Source organism: Neoluteolibacter marinus (assembly GCF_014904755.1).
GTDB classification, from domain to species: Bacteria; Verrucomicrobiota; Verrucomicrobiia; order Verrucomicrobiales; family Akkermansiaceae; genus Haloferula; species Haloferula marina.
Window position 1 is genome coordinate 13876 of the sequence record NZ_JACZFQ010000033.1, and the last position, 26051, is coordinate 39926.

General features: G+C 66.3%; 27 protein-coding genes. 10 read left to right on the forward strand and 17 right to left on the reverse strand.

The annotated features are described in order from the left end of the window. The first annotated feature begins 172 nt into the window (after nucleotides 1-172). The 3 genes from IG178_RS08360 to IG178_RS08370 are packed head-to-tail and all read left to right on the forward strand — an operon-like array spanning nucleotide 173 to nucleotide 3802. Nucleotides 173-1690 carry a tetratricopeptide repeat-containing sulfotransferase family protein gene (locus IG178_RS08360; protein WP_193212084.1) on the forward strand — a complete coding sequence of 506 codons (1518 nt, stop codon included), beginning with the start codon at nucleotides 173-175 and terminating at the stop codon, nucleotides 1688-1690. A 51-nt stretch (nucleotides 1691-1741) separates the two neighbouring features. Next, nucleotides 1742-3085: a tetratricopeptide repeat protein gene (locus IG178_RS08365; protein WP_193212085.1), complete on the forward strand. Its 1344-nt coding sequence runs from the start codon at nucleotides 1742-1744 to the stop codon at nucleotides 3083-3085. A gap of 60 nt (nucleotides 3086-3145) precedes the next feature. Continuing rightward, nucleotides 3146-3802 (forward strand): L,D-transpeptidase family protein, encoded by a 657-nt coding sequence (locus IG178_RS08370; protein ID WP_193212086.1) that lies wholly within the window; start codon nucleotides 3146-3148, stop codon nucleotides 3800-3802. A gap of 71 nt (nucleotides 3803-3873) precedes the next feature. Here the strand turns inward: IG178_RS08370 and IG178_RS08375 are convergent, their stop codons facing one another. Then, complete coding sequence (locus IG178_RS08375; protein WP_193212087.1) at nucleotides 3874-4293, reverse strand: cytochrome b562; 420 nt, start codon at nucleotides 4291-4293, stop codon at nucleotides 3874-3876. A 79-nt stretch (nucleotides 4294-4372) separates the two neighbouring features. On the opposite strand from IG178_RS08375, the gene mutS reads away from it, so the two are divergent. Both mutS and IG178_RS08385 read left to right on the forward strand, forming a co-directional pair. Further along, nucleotides 4373-6859: a DNA mismatch repair protein MutS gene (mutS, locus tag IG178_RS08380; RefSeq protein WP_343225949.1), complete on the forward strand. Its 2487-nt coding sequence runs from the start codon at nucleotides 4373-4375 to the stop codon at nucleotides 6857-6859. A 66-nt stretch (nucleotides 6860-6925) separates the two neighbouring features. Beyond that, the gene (locus IG178_RS08385) at nucleotides 6926-7585 is read left to right on the forward strand and encodes an outer membrane protein (RefSeq protein ID WP_193212088.1); all 660 of its coding nucleotides are present in this window, start codon (nucleotides 6926-6928) and stop codon (nucleotides 7583-7585) included. A gap of 54 nt (nucleotides 7586-7639) precedes the next feature. Here IG178_RS08385 and bioA read toward each other — a convergent pair whose 3' ends face one another. The 6 genes from bioA to IG178_RS08415 all read right to left on the reverse strand — a co-directional run bounded on the left by bioA (nucleotide 7640) and on the right by IG178_RS08415 (nucleotide 13121). Continuing rightward, the gene (bioA, locus tag IG178_RS08390) at nucleotides 7640-8923 is read right to left on the reverse strand and encodes an adenosylmethionine--8-amino-7-oxononanoate transaminase (protein WP_193212089.1); all 1284 of its coding nucleotides are present in this window, start codon (nucleotides 8921-8923) and stop codon (nucleotides 7640-7642) included. A gap of 209 nt (nucleotides 8924-9132) precedes the next feature. After that, nucleotides 9133-9981: an ABC transporter permease gene (locus tag IG178_RS08395; RefSeq protein ID WP_193212090.1), complete on the reverse strand. Its 849-nt coding sequence runs from the start codon at nucleotides 9979-9981 to the stop codon at nucleotides 9133-9135. Continuing rightward, the gene (locus IG178_RS08400; RefSeq protein ID WP_193212091.1) at nucleotides 9978-10868 is read right to left on the reverse strand and encodes an ABC transporter ATP-binding protein; all 891 of its coding nucleotides are present in this window, start codon (nucleotides 10866-10868) and stop codon (nucleotides 9978-9980) included. Before IG178_RS08400 ends, IG178_RS08395 begins: the two co-directional genes overlap by 4 nt. A 9-nt stretch (nucleotides 10869-10877) precedes the next feature. Beyond that, on the reverse strand, nucleotides 10878-11411 hold the full coding sequence (locus IG178_RS08405; RefSeq protein ID WP_193212092.1) for a type IV pilin protein: 534 nt from the start codon (nucleotides 11409-11411) through the stop codon (nucleotides 10878-10880). Further along, a complete protein-coding gene (locus tag IG178_RS08410) occupies nucleotides 11408-12040 on the reverse strand; it encodes a hypothetical protein (RefSeq protein WP_193212093.1) in 633 nt (210 codons plus the stop codon). The genes IG178_RS08405 and IG178_RS08410 overlap by 4 nt, the downstream gene beginning before the upstream one ends. Nucleotides 12041-12086: 46 nt before the next feature. Further along, a complete protein-coding gene (locus IG178_RS08415) occupies nucleotides 12087-13121 on the reverse strand; it encodes an L-threonylcarbamoyladenylate synthase (RefSeq protein ID WP_343225950.1) in 1035 nt (344 codons plus the stop codon). A 99-nt stretch (nucleotides 13122-13220) separates the two neighbouring features. On the opposite strand from IG178_RS08415, the gene IG178_RS08420 reads away from it, so the two are divergent. Further along, the gene (locus tag IG178_RS08420) at nucleotides 13221-13772 is read left to right on the forward strand and encodes a shikimate kinase (protein WP_193212094.1); all 552 of its coding nucleotides are present in this window, start codon (nucleotides 13221-13223) and stop codon (nucleotides 13770-13772) included. Between the two features lie 7 nt (nucleotides 13773-13779). On the opposite strand, the gene IG178_RS08425 is transcribed toward IG178_RS08420, so the two are convergent. Then, nucleotides 13780-14691 (reverse strand): endonuclease/exonuclease/phosphatase family protein, encoded by a 912-nt coding sequence (locus IG178_RS08425; RefSeq protein WP_193212095.1) that lies wholly within the window; start codon nucleotides 14689-14691, stop codon nucleotides 13780-13782. An 86-nt stretch (nucleotides 14692-14777) separates the two neighbouring features. Between IG178_RS08425 and queG the strand changes: the two genes are divergently transcribed. Beyond that, entirely contained in the window at nucleotides 14778-15794 is a 1017-nt protein-coding gene (gene queG / locus IG178_RS08430) for a tRNA epoxyqueuosine(34) reductase QueG (RefSeq protein WP_193212096.1), read from the forward strand. 746 nt (nucleotides 15795-16540) lie between these two features. On the opposite strand, the gene IG178_RS08435 is transcribed toward queG, so the two are convergent. The 3 genes from IG178_RS08435 to IG178_RS08445 all read right to left on the reverse strand — a co-directional run bounded on the left by IG178_RS08435 (nucleotide 16541) and on the right by IG178_RS08445 (nucleotide 18659). Next, on the reverse strand, nucleotides 16541-16936 hold the full coding sequence (locus IG178_RS08435) for a type II secretion system protein GspG (protein WP_193212097.1): 396 nt from the start codon (nucleotides 16934-16936) through the stop codon (nucleotides 16541-16543). A gap of 18 nt (nucleotides 16937-16954) precedes the next feature. Then, nucleotides 16955-17467 (reverse strand): type II secretion system protein GspG, encoded by a 513-nt coding sequence (locus tag IG178_RS08440; RefSeq protein WP_193212098.1) that lies wholly within the window; start codon nucleotides 17465-17467, stop codon nucleotides 16955-16957. A gap of 61 nt (nucleotides 17468-17528) precedes the next feature. Next, a complete protein-coding gene (locus IG178_RS08445) occupies nucleotides 17529-18659 on the reverse strand; it encodes a citrate/2-methylcitrate synthase (RefSeq protein ID WP_193212099.1) in 1131 nt (376 codons plus the stop codon). Between the two features lie 168 nt (nucleotides 18660-18827). On the opposite strand from IG178_RS08445, the gene tsaB reads away from it, so the two are divergent. Next, a complete protein-coding gene (gene tsaB / locus IG178_RS08450; RefSeq protein WP_193212100.1) occupies nucleotides 18828-19511 on the forward strand; it encodes a tRNA (adenosine(37)-N6)-threonylcarbamoyltransferase complex dimerization subunit type 1 TsaB in 684 nt (227 codons plus the stop codon). Nucleotides 19512-19513: 2 nt separating this feature from the next. On the opposite strand, the gene IG178_RS08455 is transcribed toward tsaB, so the two are convergent. The 5 genes from IG178_RS08455 to IG178_RS08475 are packed head-to-tail and all read right to left on the reverse strand — an operon-like array spanning nucleotide 19514 to nucleotide 23202. Beyond that, nucleotides 19514-20377, reverse strand: a complete 864-nt coding sequence (locus tag IG178_RS08455; RefSeq protein WP_193212101.1) for a S1 family peptidase — start codon at nucleotides 20375-20377, stop codon at nucleotides 19514-19516. Next, nucleotides 20362-21090: a methyltransferase domain-containing protein gene (locus IG178_RS08460; RefSeq protein ID WP_193212102.1), complete on the reverse strand. Its 729-nt coding sequence runs from the start codon at nucleotides 21088-21090 to the stop codon at nucleotides 20362-20364. The genes IG178_RS08455 and IG178_RS08460 overlap by 16 nt, the downstream gene beginning before the upstream one ends. Then, nucleotides 21087-21485, reverse strand: a complete 399-nt coding sequence (locus IG178_RS08465; RefSeq protein WP_193212103.1) for a cupin domain-containing protein — start codon at nucleotides 21483-21485, stop codon at nucleotides 21087-21089. Before IG178_RS08465 ends, IG178_RS08460 begins: the two co-directional genes overlap by 4 nt. After that, the gene (locus IG178_RS08470; RefSeq protein WP_193212104.1) at nucleotides 21478-22689 is read right to left on the reverse strand and encodes a M29 family metallopeptidase; all 1212 of its coding nucleotides are present in this window, start codon (nucleotides 22687-22689) and stop codon (nucleotides 21478-21480) included. Before IG178_RS08470 ends, IG178_RS08465 begins: the two co-directional genes overlap by 8 nt. 54 nt (nucleotides 22690-22743) lie before the next feature. Next, complete coding sequence (locus IG178_RS08475) at nucleotides 22744-23202, reverse strand: bifunctional nuclease domain-containing protein (RefSeq protein WP_193212105.1); 459 nt, start codon at nucleotides 23200-23202, stop codon at nucleotides 22744-22746. 99 nt (nucleotides 23203-23301) lie between these two features. On the opposite strand from IG178_RS08475, the gene IG178_RS08480 reads away from it, so the two are divergent. After that, nucleotides 23302-24285 (forward strand): metallophosphoesterase, encoded by a 984-nt coding sequence (locus IG178_RS08480; RefSeq protein ID WP_193212144.1) that lies wholly within the window; start codon nucleotides 23302-23304, stop codon nucleotides 24283-24285. A gap of 36 nt (nucleotides 24286-24321) precedes the next feature. Next, the gene (dinB, locus tag IG178_RS08485) at nucleotides 24322-25356 is read left to right on the forward strand and encodes a DNA polymerase IV (RefSeq protein ID WP_193212106.1); all 1035 of its coding nucleotides are present in this window, start codon (nucleotides 24322-24324) and stop codon (nucleotides 25354-25356) included. Between the two features lie 8 nt (nucleotides 25357-25364). Here dinB and IG178_RS08490 read toward each other — a convergent pair whose 3' ends face one another. After that, complete coding sequence (locus IG178_RS08490) at nucleotides 25365-25874, reverse strand: gamma carbonic anhydrase family protein (RefSeq protein WP_193212107.1); 510 nt, start codon at nucleotides 25872-25874, stop codon at nucleotides 25365-25367. Nucleotides 25875-26051: the final 177 nt, after the last annotated feature.

Here is a 26051-nt window from a genome sequence, read left to right on the forward strand (position 1 = left end):
GGCACCTCGCGTGTTCCTTCCAAACCCGGCACCGGTTCGACCGGTGCCGGGTTTTGTTTTTCACGGCATGGCCGAGCGACGCGGGGATTTGCGGCTCGCATTCCCAAGTCGCGGGGAGTTAGCTGGTTGCATGCGTGGCAAGTGGGGGGCGGCACCGTGTTCGCCGAAGGATATGGAGCGCTGGAGGAAGGCGCAGGCGCAGTTGCTGGGCGGTCAGCCGGCGCTCGCTCTCGACGGCTACCAGGTGCTGATCCGGCGCTATCCGAAGCTCGCCACGCTGTGGTTCGAACTCGGCAACGCCGCGGCGGGTGCCCTCGATTTCCCGCTGGCGAACAAGGCCTACCGCCGGGCCCGGGAGTTCGCCGGCAGCAACGCCTCGCTGCTGGGGATGATCGGCCAGCAGTACCAGAACCTCCGCCAGTTGAACGATGCCCGTGCCTGCTACGAGCGGGCGATGAAGGTCGATCCGGAACTGGTCGACGCGCGGATCAACCTGGCGGTCTGGTTTGAAAAGGAGCGCCGCTTCGACGAGGCGTGGGAGTGCATCCGCGAATGTCTCGCGAAGTTCCCGAACGATGACCAGGCCCGCTACTTCGAAGCCTTCCTGCTGCACCGGCGCAACGACCACGAGGAAGCGGAGCGCAAGCTGCGGGACCTGATCAAGGACGGGCCGCGATACCCCTACGTGAAGTACTCCGCGCGGCATCTGTTAGGTGCGGTGCTCGACCGGATGGGACAGCACGCGGAGGCGATGAAATGCCTGTTAGAGGCCAAGGAGCTGGTTCGCACGATCACCGACACGTCCTTGTTGGAAAAGGCCTACGACGAGACGCAGGGGAGCCGGCGCGAACAGTTGGATGCCTTGACCCCGGCCATGATCCGGTCGTGGCGGGAGGCTGCCGCGGTCGGGGAAGGCAAATACCGGCACGCCTTCCTCGGCGGACACCCGCGCAGCGGCACGACGCTGGTCGAGCAGATCCTGGACGCCCATCCCGGGCTCCTCGCGCTCGACGAGTCGGTCGCCGTCAGCCAGGAGATCCTCTCGGATCCCGCGCTGGTTCCCGGCGAGGGGGAGACCGCCGCCGCGGCGCTGGACCGGCTTGCCCCCGAAGTGCGCGCGGACATGCGGCGGCGCTACGTGAAAAGCCTCCTGCGCGAGGTGTCCGGCTCGTCGTCCGCGAAGGTCTTGTTGGACAAGAATCCGTCGCCGACCGCCTCGCTCAACGTGATGTTGCGGGTCATTCCGGAACTCAAGGTCATCATCGCGCTGAGGGATCCGCGGGACGTGGTCATCAGTTGTTTTTTCCTGAACATCATGCTGAACGCCACCAACGTGAACTTCCTCGGCATGGAGCGGACGGTGAAGCACTACAAGGACCTGATGGACGCCTGGCTGCGCTTGCGGGATGTGGGCGGGTTCGACTGGATCGAGAGCCGCTACGAGGATGTGGTGAAGAACACCGAAGCGGAGGGCCGCAGGTTGACCGGCTTCCTCGGCCTGGAATGGCGGGACGAGCAGATGCGCTTCTTTGAAACCGCACGCCGCAAGGTGGTCTTCGCGCCAACTTATCATGATGTCACGCAACCGGTGTACGCGAAGGCGGTCGGTCGCTGGGAGGCCTACGCCGGCGCCCTGGAACCCCACCAGGAAGCCCTGGCTCCCTATCTCGAGGCATTCGGCTACGCGTGACCGGCGGGCGTTTGACCTCGGCAGGGGAATGGGTTTTCCTACCGTCCTCGCATGAGGATTGTCGCGCTTCCCTGGATCACCCTGTCGCTGGCTGCCGCGGCATCGCCGCAGCTCGACTTCGCGCGCGGCGTGCTGGCGCGGGAGCGGGGTGACCGCGAAGCCGAGGCGGCGGCTTTCGAAGCGGCGCGGGCGGCGGATCCCACGGCGTTTTTCCTGACCGACCGGGTCGCGGAACTGAGGCGGGGGGCGGGGGACCTGGAGGGAGCATCAACGCTGTACCGCGAGTTCGCCGCGGCGCATCCGCGGTACCTGCGGGCGCATCTCACCTATGCCGATTTCCTCCGCGACAGTGCTCCCGGGGATGATTTCGTGGCGAAGCTGGCCTTGGAGACCCTCGAGAATTCCCTCGCTGAATTCCCGCGGAGCCTGGCGGTGAAGAAACGCCTGTTCCGGACCTACGAGTCGCTGGGCCAGCGCGAGAAATCGACCGCCTTGTTCGAATCGCTGGCCGCGGATCCCGAGGGCGTGGACGACGCCGTCGCGGCCGCCGGGATGGCGCGGACCTTGTTCCCGAAGGACGACCCCGCGGCGTTGGCCCGGATGGACGCTCTCTACCGCGAGGCTTGCCGGAAAGTGCCGGCGGACCCGGACCTCGCGCTTGAGGCGAGCATGCATTTCCGCGGCACCGGGCGCCTGGCGGAGGCAGCCGGGATCCTGGAAGCGCATGTGGCCGCCGCCCCCTGGTCGTTGGACCTGCGCATCAAGCGGGCGGTCATGCTGCTGATGCTCGACCGTCAGGACGACGGCGAGAAGGCGCTGCTCGAGGTGCTTGAGATCGATCCGCGCAAGGACCTGGCCCACCAGACCCTGGCCAAGCTCTACCGCAAGCAGGAGCGGGTGGCGGAAGCGCTGCCGCACGCCGCCGAGGTGCTGACGATCCGTGGCGGGAGCGCGTCGGAGTTTTTGGATCTGGCCGATGAGTTCCTCGCGGCCGACCGCTCCCGGGAGGCGCGCTTGCTGCTGGAGAAAGCGGTGTTTTTCCATCCCGACGACGCCGGGCTGCTGGTCAAGCTGGCGGTGGCGACCCGCCGCGATCCGGAGAGCCGCGACCAGGCGTCGCGCCTGTTCCGCGAGGCGGAGGCGATGTCGGGCGAGGACGGCCCGGCCGGTGACCCGGAGTTCCTGTGCGAGTTCGCCGAGTCGCTGCTGGAAGGCGGCCAGACCGCGGCGGCCGAGGAGCGGCTGAGAAGGGCGATCCGCGCCTTCCCAGCCGGGGCGGAAAAGAAGACCGCCGCGGCCTTGCGGCGCCTGGCCGGCATCTGGCAGGCGGAAAAGCGCAACGAGGAGGCGGCAAAGGCCCTGCTGCAGCGGGCCGATTCCCTCGATCCCCGTTAGGGGCTAAGAGGTTGCGTCTTGCCCGAAGTCGGGCTATAGAGCCGCGCCGCAGGCAGCCTAATGAATCATCCGACGTCCCTTCTGAGCGTTATCGCCAGCGTGCTGGCGCTGTTTTTGGCCAGCTGTGCCAACAAGTCCGTGACCCTCGGTCCTGATGGCAAGCCGGTCGATTCCCAAGGCAAACCCTTCAATCCCTTCCCGCCGGGCAGCTACGACCATTTCCGGGCCGAACCGGACTACCCGAAGACCATGAAGGTCTGGAAGAATGACCAGCTGCTCCCGAAAACCAATCCGGAGAACTCCCGCATCGTGGTCTCGCTGCCGATCCAGCGCGCGTTCCTGATGAAGGGCGACGAGGTGGTCATCGACTACCCGGTCTCCAGCGGCAAGCGCTCGCGGCCGACGCCGCCGGGGAACTACAAGATCCTCGAAAAGGTCACCGACAAGTCTTCCAACGCCTACGGCAAGGTCTACGACGCCGAAGGAAACCTGGTCGATGGCGAGACGCCCGACGCGGTGCCGGAAGGCGGCAAGTTCGTCGGCGCGCCGATGCCCTACTGGATGCGCCTGACCTGGGACGGGGTCGGCCACCACATCGGCAACATCCCGCGCTCCCGATACCCGGTTTCCCACGCCTGCATCCGCGGCCCCCGGGCGGTGATGCCGATCGTCTACGGCAAGACCAAGATCGGCACCCCGGTTTCGGTGCAGGAGTAAACTCCAGATCACGAAAAAGCCCCGGCCGCATCGCGCGACCGGGGCTTTTTCATGATCCGGAGCGAGGACGATCACTCGTCGTCTTCCATGAACTCGTCGTGGCCCTTCTTCTTCTGGCTCTTCAGCGTGTTGACCAGTTCGGCGACCTTGTCGAGGTCCTTGGCCACGAAGGCGGACTCGACTTCGCAAAGCGCGACAAAGAGCTGGCCCATCTGGGTGCGGTAGGCGGCGATCGCCTTGGCCTTGTCCTCGCCGTCGGGCATCGACTCGATCAGGCCGGGGACCATCGGCACCGCCTTGAGCACGGCGTCCTGGGCCTCGCGCGCCAGGGCGGCACCCTTGGCCGGGTCCTTCTCGCGGCGGAAGCCCTTGTAGGCATCGTCCAGGGACTCCATCTGCTTGGCCAACGGCGAGTCATCGTCGGCGCGGACCGGCGTCGGAACCAGGCAGGCGGTGGCCAGCAACATCACGGGAAAAAAGAGTTTCTTCATACGCACGGGCATACAGCGCGAGGCCCGCACGCCTGTCAAGGGATCGGCAGACTTCCGGCTTCCGGCCCCCCGGTCCGCCGTGCAAGCTCCGCCGCAGATGTCCGGCCCGAAGCTCACCCCGATGATGGCGCAGTACCAGGCCATGCGCCGATCACTGCCCGCCGACGTGCTGCTGCTCTACCGCCTCGGTGACTTTTACGAGATGTTCTTCGAGGACGCGAAGACCGCCGCGCCGATCCTCAACGTCGCCCTGACCAAGCGCAATACCGTGCCGATGTGTGGCGTGCCCTACCACGCCGCCGACGGCTACATCGCCAAGCTGGTCAAGGCCGGCATGCGGGTCGCCATCGCCGAACAGACCAGCGAGCCCAGCCCGGGGAAAATCGTCGAGCGCGAGATCGCCCGCATCATCTCCGCGGGATCGGTGCTGGAGAGTCATCTCCTCGACGACCAGCGGCCCAACTACCTGGCCGCGGTCTTCCTGCTCGGGAAAGCCCGGGGCCTGGCCTGCGTCGACCATTCGACCGGGGAGTTCACCGTCGCCGAGTTCGCCGACCAGGCCCAGCTCGACGACGAGCTGGCGCGGCTGACGCCGTCGGAGCTGTTGGTTTCGGACGAACAGCTATCCCAGTTCGGCGGCTATCCGGCCGCCCAACCCTACGACGGCTACGCCTTTCTGCCGGACCCCGCGCGGCAGATGCTCTGCGACCACTTCGGCGTGCACTCCCTCGACGGCTTCGGCTGTGCCGATGCCCCCGCCTCGACCGCCGCCGCCGGCGCGATCCTTCACTACCTTATCCACCAGCTGCGACGTCCTTGCGACCACTTGCGCTCGCTGCGGGTGCGGGAGAACGACCGGCACGTCTTGATCGACGCCGCCTCCCAGCGGAACCTCGACCTGATCGATTCGCGGTCGGGGAAGAAGCACACGCTGCTGGGAGTGCTCGACCGCACCAAGACCCCGATGGGCGCGCGCCTGCTGCGCGACTGGATCCTTCATCCGCTGCGCGACCGGGAGGCCCTCGGCGTCCGTCATGATTTCATCGCCGCCCTGCTGGCCCAGCCCTTCATCCTCTCGAAGTGCCGCGAGTCGCTGCAGGGCATCCGCGACATCGAGCGCACCGTCGGGCGGCTTTCCCAAGGCGCCGGGAATGCCCGCGACCTGCAGGCGCTGGCCAACTCGCTGGCCCACATCCCGGCCCTCCTCGAGGACCTCGGCAGCTTGTCGTCGCCCTGCGCCGAGATCCGGCCGTTCCCGGATCTGGTCGAACACCTCGAGGCCTCGATCTCCGACGAACCGCCCGCCAACCTCAAGGACGGCGGGATGATCCGCGACGGCCATTCGTCCGAGCTCGATGAACTCCGGGCCCTGTCCCGCGACGGCAAGTCGTGGATCGCCAAGCTCCAGGAAGAAGAGCGCCAGCGGACCGGCATCGACTCGCTGAAGGTGAAGTTCAACAACGTCTTCGGCTACTTCATCGAAGTGACCTCGTCGAAGCTCGCGATGGTCCCGGACGACTACACCCGCAAGCAGACCATGGCGAACTGCGAGCGCTACATCACCCCGGCGCTGAAGGAGATGGAGAACAAGGTGCTGGGAGCCGAGGAGCGGGCGAAGAAGCTCGAAACCGAGCTTTTCCTCGAGCTCCGCCAGCAGGTCTGCACCCGGCTCGACGAACTCCAGAAGACCGCCGCGGGCATCGCCGAGGTCGATGTCCTATGCGGCCTGGCCGAAACCGCCCAGCTCCACGGCCACGTCCGGCCCGTGCTGGAGGATTCGCGCAACCTGGCCATCGCCAACGGCCGCCATCCGGTGCTCGAGCAGACCCTGGTCGACGAGAAGTTCGTGCCGAACGACAGCACCTTCGATCCGGACGATTCGCTGCTGCAGATTCTAACAGGACCTAACATGGCGGGCAAATCGACCTACATCCGGCAGGTCGCTCTGATCGCCCTGATGGCGCAGACCGGGGCCTTCGTGCCGGCTTCGGACGCGGTGGTCGGCATGGTCGACCGGATTTTCTGCCGGGTCGGTGCATCCGACGACCTTTCGCGCGGCCAGTCGACCTTCATGGTCGAGATGAACGAGACCGCGCTCATCCTCAACCATGCCACCGACCGCTCGCTGGTCATCCTCGACGAGATCGGCCGCGGCACCGCGACCTTCGACGGGCTGTCGATCGCCTGGGCGGTTGCGGAGCACCTGCACGACGTCGTCGGTTGCCGCACCCTGTTCGCGACCCACTACCACGAGCTGACCGACCTCGCCAACACGCGGCCGGCGGTGGCGAATTTCAACGTCGCGGTGCGCGAGTGGAACGACGAGATCATCTTCCTGCGCAAGATCCTGCCGGGGGCCGCCGACAAAAGCTACGGCATCCAGGTGGCACGCCTCGCCGGGCTGCCGAAGCCGATCATCGAGAGGGCCAAGACGATCCTGTCGCACCTCGAGCTGCACTCGACCAAGCCCGAGGCCAAGAAGCAGGGACCCAAGGCGAAGAACACCCGCCAGCAGTCGCTGCCGGCGGCGAACCAGCCGCAGATGGACCTGTTCGGGGAGTTGTGAGGGGCCCGGGGGCGGGCAAATTGAGAATTGCGCCGGGTTCCCGGTTGGCGCTATGAAATAGGGACCATGAAAAATCCAATCGTCGCCCTGTTGTTGGCCGCTGGCACGGCATTCGCCGGATCCCCCGCGAAGGAAGTGATTCCCCCGCCTCCAGCCCCCGAGCCCAGCTTGTGGCAATGGTTCGCGGGAGCGAGCGCCGGCTACCTGATCGATGCGGAGGAACTGATGTTCCACGGCCACATCGGCGTCGACACCCCCTACGACTGGGGCGGCTGGCGTTCCGCGATCTTCCTGGAAGTCGGCTACGCGGAGACCGACACGTCCGCGGCGATCGTCGATCCCAGCATCACCGCCGCGGTGGTCACCACCCCGCTGGTTTCGGAGTTCTCCTTCGTGCCGGTGACCCTGAATTTCAAACTGGAGCGTGAAATCGCCCCGAACCTCAACTTCTACATCGGCGCCGGTGCCGGGGTGGCGTTCACCGAATTCGAGGGCTACGCCAACTACGCGTTCTTCACCGACCCGTACATCTCGGACAGCGACGAGGTGTTCTGTGCCCAGATCTTCACCGGGCTGAACTACGATGTGACCGAGTCCTTCGAACTCTACGGCGGAGCACGATGGATCTACCTCGATGACTCGAGCTTCTCCGGTGCCCCGTTCTCGGGGCTCGCCGACATCGACAGCGACTTCCTCGTCGAAGGCGGGCTGCGCTTCAATTTCTAACGGATTTAGGGTTCCCCTCTGCAGCCGGCATTCCCTCGCGGGAATGCCGGTTTTTCATGTCGTAGCCAAGGCGTGATCCAGCGCGGAAACCGCGTGATCCAGCTCGTCGGGCCCGGTGCAGAGCGGAGGCATCAGCACGATCGTGTCGCGGATCGGCCGGGTGAGCAGGCCATGGTCGCGTGCCGCGGTGCAGACGCGGGCGCCGAAGTGTTCCGCGGCCGGGAAGGGGGTGCCGTCCGCCTGCCGGATCTCGATGCCGGCGACAAACCCGCACTGCCGGATCTCGTGCACGCGGGGGTGTCCCGCCTTGAGGCGGGCCAGCCGCTCCGCCATCCGGGCGATCATCGGCTGCAGCCGTTCCAGCGTCTGTTCCGTCTCGAAGACCCCGAGGCTCGCCAAGGCCACGGCGCAACCCAGGGGATTGGCGGTGTAACTGTGTCCGTAGTAGAAAGCCCGGGAATCGTCGCCCAGGAACGCGTCGTAGATCCGTCCGGTGGTCAGCATGGCCGCCATCGGCAGGTAGCCGCCGGTCAACCCTTTCGCGAGGCACAGGTAGTCGGGGATGACATCCTCGTGATGGCAGGCGAACATTCTCCCGGTGCGGCCGAAGCCGGTCATCACCTCGTCGAGGATCAGTTGGACGCCGGTGGCATCGCACCACTGCCGCAGCTCGCGCAGCATGCCGGCCGGCCACGGCCGCATCTCGTTGACCCCTTGGATCAGCGGCTCGATGACCACCGCCGCGGCCTTGGCCGCAACCTCGCCGGGCAGATCCTTCAGGGCATCCATTCCCGCCACGAAAGTCACCTCGGCACCGTGCTTGCGGAAGCGGTCGTGGAAACGCGACACGCCGCCGAGCGAGGCGGCCCCCAGGGTGTCGCCATGGTAGGCCTGGTCGAAGGCGATGAAGCCGTCGCGGCCCGCTTCTCCCGTGAGCTGGCGGAACTGGATGGCCATCTTCATCGCCGACTCGATCGCCGTGGACCCGTCGTCGGAAAAGAACACCCGCTCCAGGGTTCCGGCAGGGAAGAAGGCGCACAGCTTCTCCGCCAGCTCGCTGGCCCGCGGGTTGGCGAAACCGAGGTACGAGGTGTGGGCGACGTCGCCGAGCTGGCGGCGGACCGCCTCGTCGAGCGCCGGATGGCGGTGGCCGTGGATGTTGGTCCAGATCGAGGAATTGCCGTCGAGATACTTGCGGCCCTCGGAGTCCCACAGCCAGGCCCCCTCGCCGCGGACGATCACCAGCGGTTCACCCGCGGTCCACGCCGCCTGGGGAGTGAAGGGGTGCCAGCAGTGCCGCTTGTCGGCCTCGGTCCAGCGGCGGGTGTCGTCGCGCATCGGCGCCAGCATCGGGCGCGGATCCGCCGCTGGAAAGAAAAGCTTCCACCCTACGCGATCATGTAATGCCGGAATCCCGGGAGTCGTGCGAATCTGCTGACGTTCGCAAGCGAACCACGATTTTCCCCTCTCGCGGGCGATCGGCGATTCCGGGGACGGCGACCCCCGGGAACCCGCCGGTCGCCCGCAGGTCGTTTCAGGGGGTGCCTTCAGGTCTTGAAGTCGCGCAGGCGGAAGGCGGTGTAGCCGATCAGGAACAGCGTCGCGTTCAGACCGAAGAGGAAGAGGTAGGACATCGCGAGCTTCGGCCAGGAGATGGATGTCTCCAGCAGGTAGACCCAGGAGCTCATCCGCCAGGTGACGAAGTACTGCTCGTAGGGCTTGAAGAAGGGGAACTCCTGCAGCACCAGGTCGACGAAGAGGATGCTCAGCGCCATGATGGTGGCGGCGGCGGGCTTCATCTTGAAGCAGGAGAAGGTGAAGGCGATGGAGGAAAGGGTGATCATGCTGACGCCGATGCCCAGCGCCGCCAGGCCGATGCGGCCGATCCCGCTCCACCAGTCGGGAAACACGGAGAACACCTTCATCTTGTAATTCCAGACGAAGAGGCCGCCGTCCCAGCCGAGGGCCGCCACCGACATCGCGTAGCCGGTGATCCCGACGAACAGCACGAAGGTGATCGTGTAGATGGAGACGGCGGCATATTTCAACGACAGGATCCGCAGGCGGGACACGGGGCGCGCGAGGACCAGCCGCAGGTTCCCGTCCTCGGCCTCCTTCGCGACGATGTCGCCGGACACCAGCGCGAAGTAGATGGAGCCGAGCAGGAACATGCTGAGGCCCATGACCATGTAGGTCACGGTCAGGGAGCTGTAGTACTGGCTGAATCCAAAGCCGTTGCGCTCGATCAGGTCGCGCATCCCGTCCTGGGTCTTCTCCAGCTTGAAGACGAACAGGATGATCGCCTCCATTGCGAGGAAGACGAAGTAGCCGATGTAGGTCCGGCGTCGGCCGAAGAGCTTGCGGAGTTCCCCGCGGAGCTGGCGGAGGAATTTCATGATCCGTGGCGGGAGGTGATTTCGAGATAGAGGTCTTCCAGCGACCTCCGCACCGGCGCGAAGGAGGAGACGCGGACGCCGGTGCCGACGAGGGCGGCGACGATGATCGCGGGATCGAGCTCCGGTGGCAGGGAGATGCGTCCGGGCGCGAGGATCCGGGCCCCGTTCAGCTCGAGGAACTCGCAGGCCCCTTGCCACGGATCCAGCGTCACCTCGTAGACCGGGTCCTCGTCGCGCAGGTCCTGGAGGGAGCCTTCGTGGACGAGGCGGCCCTGGTTCAGGATCGTGACCCGGTCGCACATCTGCTCGACCTCGGCGAGCAGGTGGGAATTGAACAGGACGGTCATCCCGCGGACGTTGCGCAGCTCGAGGATGAAGTCGCGGAACCACTTGATGCCTTCCGGATCCAGGCCGTCGGTCGGCTCGTCGAGGAGCAGGACGTGGGGTTCCGGCAGCAAGGCCTGGGCGAGGGCCAGGCGCTGGCGCATGCCGTGGGAGTAGGAGCCGACCTTGGACTTGATGCGCTCGGTGAGGCCGACCTCCTCGACCACCCGGCGGGCCCTCTCCGGGTCGAAGCCGATCGAGTAGTTGGCGAGGATGCGGAGGTTCTCCCAGCCGCTGAGGTAGTCGTAGAAGGCGGGGCTTTCGAAGATCGCGCCGGCCTGGGACAGGGCGCCGGCGTGGTTGTCCTGCACCGAGATGCCGCCGATGCGGGCGTCGCCGCGGTCGGGTTCCACCATGCCGAGGATGATGCCCAGCGTGGTGCTCTTGCCGGCGCCGTTATGGCCCAGCAGGCCGTGGATCTCGCCGCGTTCCACCCGGAAGGAGACGTCGTGAAGCGCCTGCTTGCCGCCGAATGATTTGCTGAGGCCGGAAACTTCGAGCATGGGAAGACTCTAACGGGTGACACCGAACTGGACCTTGCTGGATGCAGACAGGTCGGCATAGAGAAAATTCACGCCCGACTCGCCGGGGTGCCATCCTTCCTTGTCGATCACCAGCGGGATCCGCTGGTCGTTTCCGGACTTGCCGAAGAATTCCAGGTTGAGCCGGTGGCGGCCGCTCTGGCTGAGGTTCCAGATGTAGCTGCAGCCGCTGCGCTCGAATTCCTTGTGGTCGGCCGGGCAGTGGAAAACCGCGGAGCCCGGAAGATAGGGCGCGAGGACGGTTTCCAGCACCGGCGTGTCGTCGTTGCGGGTCTTCCTGCCGGCGGCGATCTCGGGCAGATACTGGGCGTTGTCCTGGAGATAGGCTTCGAGCCCGGTGCCGATCTGGCGCAGGTTGGAAAGGCACGCCGCCTGGCGGGACCGGGCCAGCACCGAACGTCCGACCGGCAGGGCGATCGCGGTCACCGCGGCGAGGATGGCCAGGACGATCATCAACTCGGTCAGGGTGAAGGCCTGGCCGCGGCGGCGGGCGGGGGAGTTCATCGCGATCCCGGGCCGAACTCCTGGCCGCGCAGGCCCTGCATGACTTCGTTCATCGACTCCATCAGCGGCGCGAGGTCGAGCTTGGTGTCGGTGCTGGCTTTCTCGAAATAGGCCCGCATGCCTTCGCTGGCGATGGTCTCCAACAGGTCGTCGCCGAGCTCCCGCGCGCGGGCCATTTCCTCTTCGGTCTTGCCGCTCTGGATCTCGCTCATGCCCTTCTCCACGAATTCCTTGCGCTTTTCCGGTGGCAGCGCGTCGAGCGCTTCCATGAACTTGCCCATCGACTCGCGCACGGTGAGGTCGACGAAGAGCTTCTTCTCGTAGCCGCTGAGCTTGCGGAAGAATTGCTCCGTGGCCCGGTTGTCGCGGGACTTCTCGCGCTCCGCGAAATCGAGCCGGTTGACCAGGGTGGCGATCCCGCGCAGCGACTTGTCGCGGGCGATGGCGGCGGACTGGTCGGGCGGATGGTCGTAGGCCGACCAGTCGTCGAAGGCCGCCTGTTCGATCTCGGATTCGACCTTGGCCGCGGTGATCCGCTTGGATCCGGCGATCGCCCGCAGGCCGGCCACCACGCCCCAGATGAGGACGACGAGGAGGAGGGATTGGATCAGGACTCGGTTGCGCCGCATGATTGCCCCGACACTAGGCGGAAAGTCCCGCGGCGCAAGCGACCGCTCAGTCCGCGGGCTTGGCCGAGGCGCGGCGCAGGCGGTCGTTGATCGCGACGCCGAGGCCGGTCTCGCTCACCGGCTCGGCGACGATGGCATCGAGGCCGGCCTCGTCGAGGGAGCGCATGACGTAGAACAAGCGCACCGCCGCCTCCATCAGCTTGCCGCTGCCGGGGCTGAGCTCCTCGACGACCTCCCAATCGTGGGCGTCGATGTAGCCGGCCTTGGGGTCGCCGCGGTAGCTCAGCAGGCCGTATTTCTTGCCCGGCTCCGGGACGAAGTCCTGGGGCTTCGCGAACATCAGCAGCGGGGTCACCGGGGCGTAGTGGCTCTCCAGTTGCCCGGGGACGTCGGGGCGGTCGGTGATGCGCTTCTCGATCACCACCTTGCCATACTTCTGCAGGTCTTCCTTGGTCACCGGACCCGCGCGCAGGATGCGGATCAGCGGTTTCTTGTCCTCGCGGGGCTCGATCGCGATGATCGTGCTTTCAAGGCCGTCGCGGCAGGCGCCGCCGTCGACGATCAGCGGGATCCGGCCGCCGAGTTCCTTTTCCACGGCGCTCGCGGAGGTCGGGGAAATGCGCCCGAAGCGGTTGGCGCTGGGCGCCGCGATCGGCCGGCCGAGCTGCTTGCCGATGGCGCGGAAAATCAGGTTGCCGCTCTGGCGCACGGCGACGGTCGGCAGGCCGCTGGTCACCAGGTCGGGGACCCTGGCGGTCTTCGGCAGCACCAGGGTCAGCGGTCCCGGCCAGAAGGCACCGGCCAGGCTCTTTACCACCGGCGCGATGTCCTCCGGCACCGCGGCGACGTCCTCGAGCTCCTTGAAGGAAGCGATGTGGACGATCAGCGGATCGAATTCGGGCCGCTCCTTGGCCGCGAAAACCTTGGCGACGGCATCCGCGTTGAAGGCATCCGCGGCGAGCCCGTAGACCGTTTCGGTCGGCACGGCGACGACTTCCCCGGCGTCTAGCAGGTTCGCCGCCTCGCGCACGGCGTCTTCCATTTCTTCTTCGTCGGCGGACAGGATGCGGGTCTCGGACACGGCCGGAGTCTGGCGCGGTCCCGCGGGCCGGGCGAGTCCGGAATGCTGCCCGCGCACTTGGATCTTTCCGGCCCCTCCGGCCGCCGCTACCGTCATCCCATGAATCCGGCGGACGGGCTGCCCAAGAACATCGTGCTGATCGGCTTGATGGGCTGCGGGAAGTCCACGATCGGGCGCAAGCTCCAGGGCATGCTCGGCTACCCGCTCGTCGATACCGACCAGCTGATCGAGGAGAAGGCCCGGATGACCATCACCGAGATCTTCGCCCGGCGCGGCGAGCAGGCGTTCCGCGAGATGGAAAGCGCGGTGCTCAACGAACTCTCCGCGCCCGGCACCCCGCGGCGGATCATCGCGACCGGCGGCGGCATCGTCGGCCGCAAGCACAACCGCCGGCTGCTCTCGAAGCTCGGTTACGTGGTGTGGCTGCAGGCACCGGCGGACGTGATCCTCCAGCGCACCGCCCGCAACCGCGACCGGCCGCTGCTGCAGACGGAGAACCCGCTGGAAAAGATCTCCGCGCTGCTGGCGGAGCGGAGTCCGCTCTACCACGACATCGCCGACCTGGAGCTGGACACGGCCGGGCTGGAAACCGAGGAGATCGCCTGCGGGATCCTGGAAAGCGCCCGCTACCACTTCGCGGCCAAGCCCTGAGGGCCGCTCAGTCGATCGTCTCGGCGAGCACCGGGAAGTGATCCGAGGGCAAGTGGGCCACGTGGTCCTCGAACTTCACCTCCTTGGGGAAATTGCGCGACTGGCTCTCCTCCGGTTTCTCGCCCTTCGGCACCCGGTAGGAATCCGTCAACACGCCGTAGCGCTTCACCGGCATGCCCTTGGGAACGAAGGCGTGATCGATCCGGTTCGAGGTCTTGGCATTGGCGTCGAAGCGGTTCGGCGTGCCGTTCAGGGCGTAGCGGATCCGCGCGGTTTCGTAGGGATCGTCGAAGCGGCCCGACGCCATCACGGTCTTGTAGCCCGCGGTGGTCTGGTCGGTGTTGAAATCCCCGACCAGGAACACCGGGGCGTCGCCAGCCAGCTCGCCGATCTTCCGCAGCACCAGCTTGACGCTTTCCTCGCGCGAGCGGTTGCCGCGGTGGTCGAGGTGCAGCCCGAACATGAAGACCGGCTTGCCGTCGGACTTGCGCTTGAGCTTGGCCCACCCGCAAAGGCGTTTGAGATCGGCGTCCCAGCCCTTGCTCGGCACGTCCGGGGTTTCCGACAGCCAGAAGCATCCGTCCTCGAGCAGCTCGTACTTGTCGCGCTTGAAGAAGATGCCGATGTGCTCGCCCTTGTCCTTGCCGTCGTCGCGGCCGTGCATCGAGCAGCCGTACTCCGGCAGCAGCCGGACCAGGTCCTCCATCTGGTGATGGAAGCCCTCCTGCGTGCCGATCAGGTCGAAATCGTGGAACTGGATCAGCGAGGCGACCACCGGTGCCCGGCGGCTCCACTGGTTGCCTTCCTTGGCGTCCCCCGGATTGTCGTAGCGGATGTTGAAGGTGCCGACGATCGTCGCGAGCGCGGGACCACCGAGCAGCAGCCACGCGGAGGCGGCCAGGATGCCTTTGAAATTCATGCCCGGAGACAAGTCGGGCCGGCCGGATCTGTCAAACCGCGCGACCGCGCTTGGCGCATTCGCCGTCCCGCCCCATGCTTCTTCCCATGCAACCCGCCGATGTCATCAAGCAGCTCGCCCGCGAGGTCGGCTTCGATGACTGCCGGATTGCCGCCGCGGCCGAGGCGAAGCATGCCGGGGCATTCCGTGAATGGATCGCCGACGGCTGCCACGGCGACATGGCATGGCTGGAAAGGACGCCCGAGCGCCGCTGCGACCCGCGCGAGGTGCTGGACGGTTGCCGGTCGGTCGTCTGCCTGGCGCTGAACTACTATCCGGGCCCGAATCCCGCCGACGGCTACCGGATCGCGAAGTACGCGTGGAACGACGATTACCACGACCTGATCGTGAAGATGCTCAAGCGGATGGACGAGGGCATGGCCGCGCTCGGCGGCACCCAGCGCTACTACGTCGACACCGGCCCGGTCCTGGAACGGGACCACGCCAGCGAGGCCGGGCTCGGCTGGAACGGCAAGTCGACCGTGCAGATCCACCCGAAGATCGGAACCTGGTTCTTCCTCGCCGAGCTGCTGACGACCCTCGACCTGCCGGCCGATCCCGTCTTCGGCGACCACTGCGGCAAGTGCACCCGCTGCATCGACGCCTGCCCGACGAAGGCGATCACCGCGCCGCACCGGGTCGATGCCCGGCGTTGCATTTCCTACCTCACGATCGAGCACAAGGGGCCGATCCCGGAAGAGTTCCGCGAAGCCATCGGCGACCGGCTCTACGGCTGCGACGAGTGCCTCGACGTCTGTCCTTGGAACCGCTTCGCCAAGCTTTCGCAAGAGACGAGCTTCCACGCCCGCGAGGCCGTTTTCGCCCTGAAGCCCCGCGACTTCCTCGCTCTAACGGACGACGGGTTCCGCGCCTTGTTTTCCAAATCGCCGATCAAGCGCATCAAGCGCCCGCGCTTCCTGCGGAATACCTGCGTGGTCCTTGGTAACACCGGCACGGCCGAGGATCTGCCGGCGCTCGAGGCTGCCGCTGCAGATCCCGATCCGCTGATCGCGGAGCATGCACGCTGGGCCGTGCGGAAGATCAGCGAACGGGTCGATCCTTGAAAGATGGCGTCAGCCCCCGGCTGAATGGAAAGGTGGCTGGCCCCCAAGGCATTCACGTGCTTCGCGGCCTTGCCTCCGTCCGGAGGGCTGTTATTCCGAGTCGTGCGGTTCCGTATATGGCGCTCCAAGTCCCTCTGGCTCGGCCTTCCCGGCTTCGTCTTCCTTTTTTGGGGTTGGTGCTCCTCGATGCAACACTTTGCCTCGGTCGGGGTACACGGTCGTTGGATCTTAGCGGTTGGCCATATGGGTGGCGAGGTGATCCTGTATGCAAACCGCGACGCCGCCTCCGGCGCCTGGAGACTTAGGTCTTCCAACTACGAGCTAACTTCGGGGGAAGCGCGAGAGATGAAGACGCTATTGGAGGGCTTTGCAGGGCAAACGCGAGGTATCTACCAAGCCTTCATTCCGTACCCCTACCTCGTGCTCGGCTACGTCATTGCCTGGGGTGGGATACTGGGGTGGCGGGCTCGGCGATACCGGTCTGTGGAGGGAAAGATTGCGTTGCCCTAGCCTCGTCCGCGCCCCAATAGGGCGATCTGAGAGAGCCCGGGGCAAGCGCCGCGCAGCCCCGGGAAGTTGGACCCAAGGGAAGAGGAGCCCTGAAGGGGTGATGGGGGGCTGAATGTCGGGTCGCGGCTCCGTCGCACCCCTTCAGGGTGCCCTTGCTCTGATGCCAAGCACCCCGGGCGGTGCCCGGGGCTATCTCAGGTTGTCCCTTTGGGACAGCGGGCCGCAACGGTCCGCGTTCACTCGTCGAGCGACGAAATGTCGTCATCCGACGGAATTCCGTCCGGGCCGAGGGAGATGATCTCATAGCCGCACGGATCGTCTTCGGGGAGCCGGCGATACCGGTACTCGTTTTGCCAGGGATCGGTGGGAACCTTCGTGGCCATCTTCATCCAATCCCTCGGTAGGGGAGCAACCGACGGACGTTCGACGAGGGCATGGAGGCCCTGTTCCGTGGTCGGATAGTGACCTGCATTGGTTTTGAACGTCTTGAGTGCCGAACTGATGGATTGGAAGTCGGCCAGCACTCGTTGGGGTTTTGAACCCACCCCGCCACTGATCAAACAATCGAATCCCAACCACAGGACAAGGCAGCCGATCATCGCGACAAAGGAATAGGAGAACGAACGGAGCATGGGTTCGGATTCCAGTGTTCACTCGTCGAGCGACGAACGGTCGTCATCCGACGGCACGCCGTCCGGTCCGAGGGAAATGATCTCAAATCCCCGCGGATCGTCATCGGGAAGCCGGTGATACCGGTATTCGTTTTTCCATGGATCGGTGGGAACGCTTTTGGCGATTTTCACCCAATCCCTCGGAAATGGTGCGACCGTCGGACGTTCGACGAGGGCATGGAGGCCCTGTTCCGTGGTCGGATAGTGGCCTGCATTGATTTTGTAGGTCTTGAGTGCCGAGCTGAGGGACTGGAATTCACTGCGGGCGGGGGCGATGTGGGCGCCCTCGCCAGGGAAAGGAATCAGCCAGCCCATCAAAACCGCAGCGGTGAGGACCATCACAGCGACCGCAATCATATCGGGAAGGTGTTTCATTCGGTTCCCAGGTAGAAAACCATCGAAGCAGGAAACTGCCTCTTCGCGCGACGCCTCGATTGAACTTTCCGACAAAGTTGAGGCATTTCCGCCCAACAAAAAAACCCCGGGCAGCACCCGGGGTTTTTTCAGGCCGTCGCGTCGGGACGGCGGTTTGATATCGTGAGCGACGGCGGCTTCACCGCTCGCCGATCGGCTTCACCTCCATCAGCTCGGTCGGGCCGACGTAGAGGGTGAGCGGGCGGTAGAGCCGGCTGTCGCGGAGCTGCTCGAGCACCTGGGCGGTCCAGCCGGAGGTGCGGGCGATCGCGAAGATCGGTGTGAACAGGTCGGTCGGGATGCCGAGCGAGTAGTAGACGGTGGCCGAGTAGAAATCGACGTTGGCGTTGAGACCCTTGCGCTCGCGCATGATCCCGGCGATGCGCTCGGACATCTGGATCCACTTGGGCTCGCCGAGTTCCTCGGTGAGCTGGATGGCGAGCTTGCGGAGGTGCGGGGCGCGGGGATCGAGCACGCGGTAGACGCGGTGGCCGATGCCCATGATCTTTTCCTTCTTCGTCAGCTTGTCCTCGACCCAGGCGTCGACCTTGTCGAGTTCGCCGATCTCCTGGAGCATGTGGATCACGCCTTCGTTGGCGCCGCCGTGGAGCGGACCCTTGAGGGTGCCGACCGCCGAGGTGATGGCGGAATACATGTCCGAGAGCGTGGCGACGGTGACGCGGGCGGAGAAGGTGGACGCGTTCATGCCGTGGTCGGCATGGAGGATGTAGGCGACGTCGAGCACCTTGGTGGCGGTCTCGCTCGGGGCCTCGCCGTTGATCAGGTAGAGGAAATGGGCCGCCTCGGAGAGGTCGTCGCGCATCGGCGGCAATTCGAGGCCCTGGCGGAAGCGGTGGAAGGCGGCGACGATGATCGGCACCTTGGCGACCAGGGAAAGGCCGACTTCCTCGACGTTCGGGAGGTCGGGTTCGCCGATCGCGGCGCGGTCGTCATAGAGGCCGAGCATCGAAACGCCGGTGCGGACGACATCCATCGGATTGGCTTCCTTCGGCGCATTCTTGAGGAAATCGATGACCCCCTGCGGCAGCTCGCGATCGCCGCGGAGGCGCTTTTCGAGCGCGCCCAGCTCGCTTTGGTTCGGCAAGCGGCCCTTGTGGAGGAGGAAGACGACTTCCTCGTAGTTGCAATGCTCCACCAGGTCGTTGATGGAGTAGCCGACATAGCTCAGGCGGCCTTCGGCACCCTCCACGTTGCTGAGGGCGGATTCATTGGCGATCACTCCGGCGAGGCCTTTGGCGTATTCGGTCATGGGTCTAGGATTAAAACGTAGTTTCGGGTGCTTATTTGCACGGAACAAAGCGGGTCGGGCGGGGGGCTGCAAGGGAGAAACCCTCAGAGGGTGGAAAGCCGCGGAATGAAAGGGATTTGCGCCGATTGAGGGGTTGCGGAACGGGTTGGAATCCAGATGCTGGGCGGCGTGCCGGACGCCCTTCGACTGTTCCTTGAAAGCAGCACGCCACGTGCCTCGCTGGCCTTGATGCGTGGCAGCGAAGTGCTTTGCCAGGACTCCTTCACCAGCGACCGCAACCACAACGCGATGTTGTTCGAGCCGCTCGAGCGGGCGCTCGCCTGTCTCGCCGGCGACGACCGGCTCGCGGAGGTGGTGATGGGCACCGGGCCGGGGAGTTATAGCGGGACGCGGGTCGGGATCGCCGCCGGCCAGGGGGTCGCCCTGGTCCACGGCTGCCCGGCGGTCGGCCTGACCTCGCTGATGGCGGTGCCGGCGACCCGGGACAGAGCGGCGCTGGCGATCGGCGATGCCCGGCGCGGCAGCGCCTGGCGGCTGGAAGTGGGCGCGGAGCACCCTTGGAACGAGCCCGTCCTCTGCCCGGTGGAAGAGCTGGCGGAGGAAGTCCGCGCGGCGCTCGATGCCGGGAAGCCGGTGTTTTCGCTCGAGCCGGCGGGCCGGATCGGGCTGCCGGAGGCGCTGGTCGCGTCGGTCCGGATCGAACAACCCGACGCGCTGGCCCTGGCGGCGGCGTGGATGCGGCTGGCTCCGGAAACGAGGGACCGCTTGAAGGTCATTCCGCCCCAGCCGGTCTACCTGCGTCCCCCGCACGTGACCGAGGCCAAGGGCGGCCACCCGCTGCTGCGGAAGTAGGCTTACTCGGGGGCGAGCAGGCGGCGGATCGCGTCCACCGGCACGCAGTTCTTCACCACCATCTGCACCGGTCCCTGGTCGTTGGCCTTGTCCGACCCGTAGTAGATCGTCTGGGTGGTGGCGACCATGCCGACCACCTCGCCGGCGGGATTGAAGACCGGGCCGCCGGACGAGCCGCGCGCGTAGTCCGCGGTGATCGACATCCAGGTGGTGGCTTTCTTGTCGCCGTGGGCGGGCGTCTGGCAGTAGCGCGAGACCTCGCCGGAGGTGCGGGTGAAGTAGTGGCGGTCGGGATTGCTGATCACGCTGACGTCGGTGCCGACCTCGGCGGCGGTACCGAGCGCGAGCGGTTGGAAGCCCTCGCCATCGACCCGGAACAAGGCGATGTCGGCATGAGGATCCGCCGCTAGGACTTCCGTGACCGGATAGCACTTTCCGTCGCGGTCGCAGATGCCCATGCCGGCGCCCTTGGCCTTGGCGAAGACGTGGGCGTTGGTCACCATCAGGCCGTCTTCCGACAGGCACCAGGCGGTCGCGATTCCGCCGCTGTGCCAGTGATCGCACTTCTCACACTTGTAGACGGAGCCCACGAGGAAGACCGACTTGCTCAGTTCGTTGTAGTGGTCGCCCGCGGCCCGCGCGGCCGGGACGTCGAGCTTCCCGCCGGGCGCGATCTCGCCCGCCGAGGACTTGGCGAGGTCGTCCGCGGACGGGATCCCGTCCTTGCCGGCGAACGCGCCGACGCCTTTCTGGAACGAGGCGAGCAGGGCGCTGTCGTTGATCACCGGCGGTGCCCCGCGGGCGATCGCGGAGACGGAGAGGAGGACGAGCAGGGGTTTGAATGCGGAAGCTACTTTCGGCGCCATGCCGTCAGCAGCGATGCCGTCCACTGGAATTTTCTCGCTGTTTCGCGAATCAGGAAGGCTTCTTCTGTGCAGGAAATCTGTACAAAGTCCGGCCCCAAGGCGTCTTCCAGCCAAGCCCGGGTGCTGTCTTCCGGCCAGTTCTCCGGCGGGGTGAACTCGCCCAGCCAGGTGCAGGGGGTGGCCAGGACCAGCTCGCCGCCGGGCCGGACCAACGAGGGCAGGCGCTCGAGGAGGCGCTGCGGTTCGGTCAGCCGGCACAGCAGGTTGGCGGCGTGGACGCGGTCGAAGGTGCCGAGATCCGGGCGGAGGTCCATGGCGTCGCCCGCCTCGAAGTGGACCTGGCCCGCGGGCAGTCCCGGCGGCAGCGAGGCGACCAGCGGGGTGCGGCGGTGAGCCTCGTCGAGCCGTTGGTAGGGCAGCGGCCCCGTGGCCAGCGCCGTGGCGGCGCGGACGAAGTTTTGCGAGAAGTCGATGCCGATCGTCTCCTCCGAAGTCCGGGACAGCTCGTAGGTCGAGCGGCCGACCGCGCAGCCGAGGTCGAGCGAACGGGAGGCCCGGCCCGGGGAGAAATGGCGGGTCGTGCGGACCGCGAAGTCGAGCGCGTCGCGCATTCCCGCCGGGGCGGTCGCGGGCAGGATCTCGTCGGCCGTGCCGTAGTGGAACAGCAGGTATTCGGCGAGCAGGCGCTCGCTCTCGTAGGGATTGGCGCTCAATGGACGGGCGTTTCCCCGGGTTTCGCCGCCCCTTCGTCGTAGTGGAAGTCGGCGTCGTCATGTTTCGGCACGGGGATGTTGAGGATCTTCATGCGGCCGATCGCGCGGTGCCGGCAGCCGGGGCGGATCATCACGGTGCTGAGCGGCTTGACCGGCACGCGTTCGCCATCGAGTTCGAGGAATCCCTCGCCTTCCAACACCACGTAGATCTCGGTGGTTTTGAGATGGTAGTGGCTGGTCGGCTCGTCCTTGACCTCAAGGTAGTGCGCGGATGCCGGGGCATCCGGCAGGTCGGCGAAGGCCCGCCGGGTGGTGCCGCAGCAACACTCGACCGGGGGCAATTCGCTGAACTCGACGTGCTGGTAGCGCTTCGCGCCGGTCGCCGGATCAGACATCGTTCTGGGTGGCGAGGGCGTCCATCAGGTAGCGGGCCGGGCGGAAATTCTCGATCAGGATCTCGTCCTGGTCGCCGCGCTTCATGCGGACCTGGCGGATGTTGAAGTTCGGCGTCTTGTGCGGCGCGAACAGGATGTCGTCGTGGGTCGAGTTCTCGTGCTTCTTGAACATGTCCGGGACGATGTCGCCGCCGAGATGGTCGTCGCGGCCGGTGGCAAGGTGGCAGGTGCCGAGGACCTTCTCGTCCTGGATGTCGGCGTAGGAAACCGGCAGCACCTGGGTGCCGAAGCCGAGTTCACCGAGGGTGCCGGTCATCGGGTCGTCCTGCAGGCGGGCGTTGTGGGCGTCGATGGTGGCCTGGTTTCCTTCGATCAGCTCGGACTTGATGATGTTGCGGTTTTCCACGGTCAGCACGCCGAGCGTGCCGTCCTCGTATTTCATCGGGAAGTGGCCGCGGGCATCGCGCGGGACGAAGTAGACCTCGCCGGCCGGCAGGTTGGCGATGTCGGGCTTCTCGCCCTGGCAGAGGCCGTGCGACTTCTGGGCTTCCTGTCCGCCGAGGCCGAGCCAGGCGGTGATCACCCGGCCGTCCTCAAGTTCGAAGTCGATCTCGACCTCGTCGGCGCCGGTCATCGCGAGGCGCATCTTCTCGGCGTCGGTGGAGACTTCCTGGTAGTCGACCGCGAGGCCGGAGCCGAGGATGATGTCATTGACGCCGTGGAGGGTGGCGCCGCGGAAGCCGTGGACCTTGCACTTCGCGGTCAGCGGCGCGGTGGCCGAGAAGGTGGAAATGCAGAGGATGAGGTCGTAGTGGGGATAAATGTCGGCCTCGAGCGAAAGCTGGCGGCCGTCGGTGTCCCAGACCTCGTCCTCGAGATCGAGGTTCGAGCCGTGGGTGCACTTGTAGGCGAGCATCTCGCCGCCGCTCATGCCGAGCTTCTCCAGCCCGCCGTTGCGGAGGCCGAGGTAGAAGGCCTCGTGGGCCTTCTTCTGCACGGGGAAGCCCTCCTGTTGGAGGAAATTGAAATCCTTGATGAGTTCCGCCGGCTCGTCGAAGTCGGTGAGGATGCAGACCCGGCATCCCTGGGTCGGCTTGAACACGGTGCCGAGCAGGCGGACCAGGTCGAAGGGCGGGAACTCGCGCTTCTCGGGGTGCAGCAGGATGTCCTCTGCCAGGTATGAGGGGAGGCTTGCGGTGGGCATGGTCCCGAAAATTAGGAGTGAAGCCCGAACGCGCAAGGGGAGTTTTCCCCGCTGTCAGCCATTGCCGAGGTCCATGCCCTTGTCGCGCATGTCCTGGAGCACCGAGCTCATGTCGTCGAGCGACTCCCACAGCTCGCGGACCACGAACAGCGGCGCCCCGGCCCGCACGGCGACCGCGATGCAGTCGCTGGGCCGCGCGTCGAGTTCGACGATCTTGCGCTCCATGATCTCGTTCTGGGCGTCGAGGATGAGGCGGGCGTAGTAGATTTCCTGCTCCATGGCGACGATGACGGCGCGGCTCACCTGGGCGCCGAACGCCTGCAGCGTGAGCAGGTAGAGGTCGTGGGTCAGCGGCCGCGGCGGCGTCTCGCCGGCGAGCGCGGAATTGATCGAGGCGCCGATGGCGAGGTCGATGTAGAAGACGATCGATTTGTTGCCGTCGCCCAGGAACACGGCGCAGCCGGCGGGAGTGGGGAGCAGGGCGATGGGTTCGACGCGGACAAGATCGGGCACGTGGCCTTTCTCGCCCGGTCGTCCGTGGAATCCAAGATGAAAGCGGCGAAGGCATGGATCCTTGCAAAATCCGGGTGTCTGGCGACGTTCCTGCCCGCCATGGAAATCCCGATGACGCGCCGGCGGGCGCTCAAGACCCTGTTTTGCTCGAGCGCCTTGCTGGGGCACGGTCCGGAGTTGTTCGGCCAGTCGCGGCCGGCGGCCGGCAGCCTCGACCTGCTGGCGCTGGGGGATTTCGGCACCGGTGACGAACGCCAGAAGGCGGTGGCTCGCGGGATGGCCCGCTATGCCGCCGGCCTCGGTAAGAAGCCCGACGGCGTGATGTTCCTGGGTGACAATTTCTACGGCGCCATGCCCGGCGGCCTGACCTCAAAGCGCTGGATGGAAGGCTATTCGCAGATGTATCCGGCCAAGGATTTCCCGGGGCCGTGCTGGGCGATTTTCGGCAACCATGACTACCACGACAACCGCGGCGGCGAGCTGGTGCAGCTCGGCTACGCCAAGTCCTTGAATCGCCGGACCCGCTGGACCTGTCCCGCCAAGTTCTACCGCGTCGATTTCCCGGAACTCACGATGCTGATGCTGGACACCAACTGGGAGTCCATCAACCGCCGCGTGCACGGCGACAACCGCCCGTGCTGGATGCAGGAGGACGAGCGCGAGGCCCAGCTGCTGTGGCTGGAGAAGGAATTGGCCTCGGAGCGGGCGCCGTTCACGATCGTCGCCGGCCATCACCCGATCTATTCCGACGCCAACCACGGCGACACGCCGGAGCTCGTCGCAACCCTCGGCCCCCTGCTCGAGAAGCACGGCGTCCACGCCTATTTCTGCGGCCACGACCACGATCTCCAGCACATGGAGCTGGAGGGCCTGCGCACCTCGTTCGTGCTCTCCGGCGGCGGCGGTGCCCGCCTTTACGACTCCGCCGAAGCCAGGGCCGGCTCGACGGTCCTCGACGTCCACGGTTTCACCCACCTCTCGGTCCGCGGCGGGGAAATGACGATCCGCCACGTCGATCCGAACGGCAAGATCGTCCACGCCTTCACCAAGGGCGTGAACCACGACTGGAAGATTCTCGCGTGACCCCGGGGCCGCCCGTGGCATCGTGGCGGCGGCCGCATGCGCAAGATCGTCCACATCGACATGGATTGCTTCTACGCGGCGATCGAGGAGCGTGAAGATCCCTCGCTGCGCGGCAAGCCGGTCGGCGTGGCCGGAAGCAGCCGCCGCGGGGTCCTGACCACCGCGAACTACGAGGCGCGGAAGTTCGGCTGCCGCTCGGCGATGCCGGTGTTCAAGGCGCTCGAACTTTGCCCCCGGCTGGTGCTGGTGCCGGTGCGCTTCGACCTCTATCGCTCGGAGAGCGCCAGGATCCGCGCGATCTTCGGGCGCTTCACGGAACGGATCGAGCCGCTGTCGCTCGACGAAGCCTACCTCGACCTGTCGCATCTCCGGACCTCGGCGGCCGCCGTGGCGCGGGAAATCCGCACCCAGATCCGCGAGGAAACGGGGCTCACCGCGTCGGCCGGCATCGGCCCTAACAAGCTGATCGCGAAGATCGCCAGCGACTGGAACAAGCCCGACGGCCAGCACGAGGTCGGTCCCGACGGGGTGGCTGCCTTCATGCAAGACCTGCCGGTCGGCAAGCTGTGGGGCGTCGGCGGGAAGATGCGAGCCCGGCTGGAAGCCCTCGGCGTGAGCACCTGCGGCGACCTGCAGCGCTTCGACAAAATCGAGATGGCCCGGCGATTCGGCCGCTGGGGGCTCGAGCTGTGGGAATTGTGCCGGGGGATCGACGCCCGCGAGGTCGAGTCCGAGCGGATCCGCAAGTCGGTCAGCAGTGAAAACACATTCACCGAGAACCTGACGACGCTGGAGGACCTGCGGCCGCCGATGCACTCCATGTTGGAAGGCCTCGCGGAGGATGTCGCCCGCCACGACGACCGCGAGATCCGCTCGCTGGTGGTGAAGATGAAGTTCGCGGATTTCACCCGCACCACGGCGGAACGGGCGAATGCGGTCCTTGATGCCAACATCTTCGAGACCTTGCTGGCGGAGGCCTGGCAGCGCGGCGAAGGCAAGCCGGTGCGCTTGTTGGGCGTCGGCGTGCGCTTCCGCGACCCGGAGGAAAAGCAGCAGCTCGAGCTGCTTTGAGCGGCCGCTCAGCGGGCCAGGAACTTGCGCGACTGGACGACGTATTTCTCGGCCCAGGTCTTCACCTTCGCCTGCTCGTCGGCGGACAGGGTGCGCACCACTTTCGCCGGGGACCCGAGCACCAGCGAGCCGGGCGGGATCACCGTGCCCCCGGTCACCAGGGCGCCGGCCCCGATGATCGAGCGCTCGCCGATCTCGGCGCCGTCGAGCACGATGGCGCCCATGCCGACCAGCACCTCGTCCCTCACCGTGCAGGCATGGAGGATGGCGGAATGGCCGACGGTCACCAGTTCGCCGAGGTAGGTGCCGTGGTCGTCCGAGAGGTGGATCACGGCATTGTCCTGCACGTTCGAGCGCGGGCCGATCACGATCTCGTTGATGTCGCCGCGGACGGTGGCGTTGTACCAGACGCTGCTTTCCTCGCCGAGGGTGACGCGGCCGATCACATCGGCGCTGCCCGCGACAAAGGCGGAGCTGGCGATCCGCGGTGCGATTCCTTCGTAGAGCTCGATGGCCATGACGCCGCGGAGTGTGAGGGCGACGGGCGGACGTGGCGAGGCCGATTCCCCGCCGCGATGGCGGATCCGTCACGGGGCGGTGCTGGTGCGTGATTCCACGATGGCGATGCTTACAGGTTTACCCGCAGGGGCCGGATGAATCGCTGGACAGCGCGGGCAATCACGCGGACAAGTCGG

Excerpts from the sequence above, each read along its gene's own strand:
- IG178_RS08360 (WP_193212084.1), top strand. The coding sequence starts at position 173 with ATGGAGCGCTGGAGGAAGGCGCAGGCGCAGTTGCTGGGCGGTCAGCCG.
- IG178_RS08365 (WP_193212085.1), top strand. The coding sequence starts at position 1,742 with ATGAGGATTGTCGCGCTTCCCTGGATCACCCTGTCGCTGGCTGCCGCG.
- IG178_RS08370 (WP_193212086.1), top strand. The coding sequence starts at position 3,146 with ATGAATCATCCGACGTCCCTTCTGAGCGTTATCGCCAGCGTGCTGGCG.
- IG178_RS08375 (WP_193212087.1), bottom strand. The coding sequence starts at position 4,293 with ATGAAGAAACTCTTTTTTCCCGTGATGTTGCTGGCCACCGCCTGCCTG.
- IG178_RS08385 (WP_193212088.1), top strand. The coding sequence starts at position 6,926 with ATGAAAAATCCAATCGTCGCCCTGTTGTTGGCCGCTGGCACGGCATTC.
- bioA (WP_193212089.1), bottom strand. The coding sequence starts at position 8,923 with ATGCGCGACGACACCCGCCGCTGGACCGAGGCCGACAAGCGGCACTGC.
- IG178_RS08395 (WP_193212090.1), bottom strand. The coding sequence starts at position 9,981 with ATGAAATTCCTCCGCCAGCTCCGCGGGGAACTCCGCAAGCTCTTCGGC.
- IG178_RS08400 (WP_193212091.1), bottom strand. The coding sequence starts at position 10,868 with ATGCTCGAAGTTTCCGGCCTCAGCAAATCATTCGGCGGCAAGCAGGCG.
- IG178_RS08405 (WP_193212092.1), bottom strand. The coding sequence starts at position 11,411 with ATGAACTCCCCCGCCCGCCGCCGCGGCCAGGCCTTCACCCTGACCGAG.
- IG178_RS08410 (WP_193212093.1), bottom strand. The coding sequence starts at position 12,040 with ATGCGGCGCAACCGAGTCCTGATCCAATCCCTCCTCCTCGTCGTCCTC.
- IG178_RS08420 (WP_193212094.1), top strand. The coding sequence starts at position 13,221 with ATGAATCCGGCGGACGGGCTGCCCAAGAACATCGTGCTGATCGGCTTG.
- IG178_RS08425 (WP_193212095.1), bottom strand. The coding sequence starts at position 14,691 with ATGAATTTCAAAGGCATCCTGGCCGCCTCCGCGTGGCTGCTGCTCGGT.
- queG (WP_193212096.1), top strand. The coding sequence starts at position 14,778 with ATGCAACCCGCCGATGTCATCAAGCAGCTCGCCCGCGAGGTCGGCTTC.
- IG178_RS08435 (WP_193212097.1), bottom strand. The coding sequence starts at position 16,936 with ATGCTCCGTTCGTTCTCCTATTCCTTTGTCGCGATGATCGGCTGCCTT.
- IG178_RS08445 (WP_193212099.1), bottom strand. The coding sequence starts at position 18,659 with ATGACCGAATACGCCAAAGGCCTCGCCGGAGTGATCGCCAATGAATCC.
- IG178_RS08455 (WP_193212101.1), bottom strand. The coding sequence starts at position 20,377 with ATGGCGCCGAAAGTAGCTTCCGCATTCAAACCCCTGCTCGTCCTCCTC.
- IG178_RS08465 (WP_193212103.1), bottom strand. The coding sequence starts at position 21,485 with ATGTCTGATCCGGCGACCGGCGCGAAGCGCTACCAGCACGTCGAGTTC.
- IG178_RS08470 (WP_193212104.1), bottom strand. The coding sequence starts at position 22,689 with ATGCCCACCGCAAGCCTCCCCTCATACCTGGCAGAGGACATCCTGCTG.
- IG178_RS08480 (WP_193212144.1), top strand. The coding sequence starts at position 23,302 with ATGGAAATCCCGATGACGCGCCGGCGGGCGCTCAAGACCCTGTTTTGC.
- dinB (WP_193212106.1), top strand. The coding sequence starts at position 24,322 with ATGCGCAAGATCGTCCACATCGACATGGATTGCTTCTACGCGGCGATC.
- IG178_RS08490 (WP_193212107.1), bottom strand. The coding sequence starts at position 25,874 with ATGGCCATCGAGCTCTACGAAGGAATCGCACCGCGGATCGCCAGCTCC.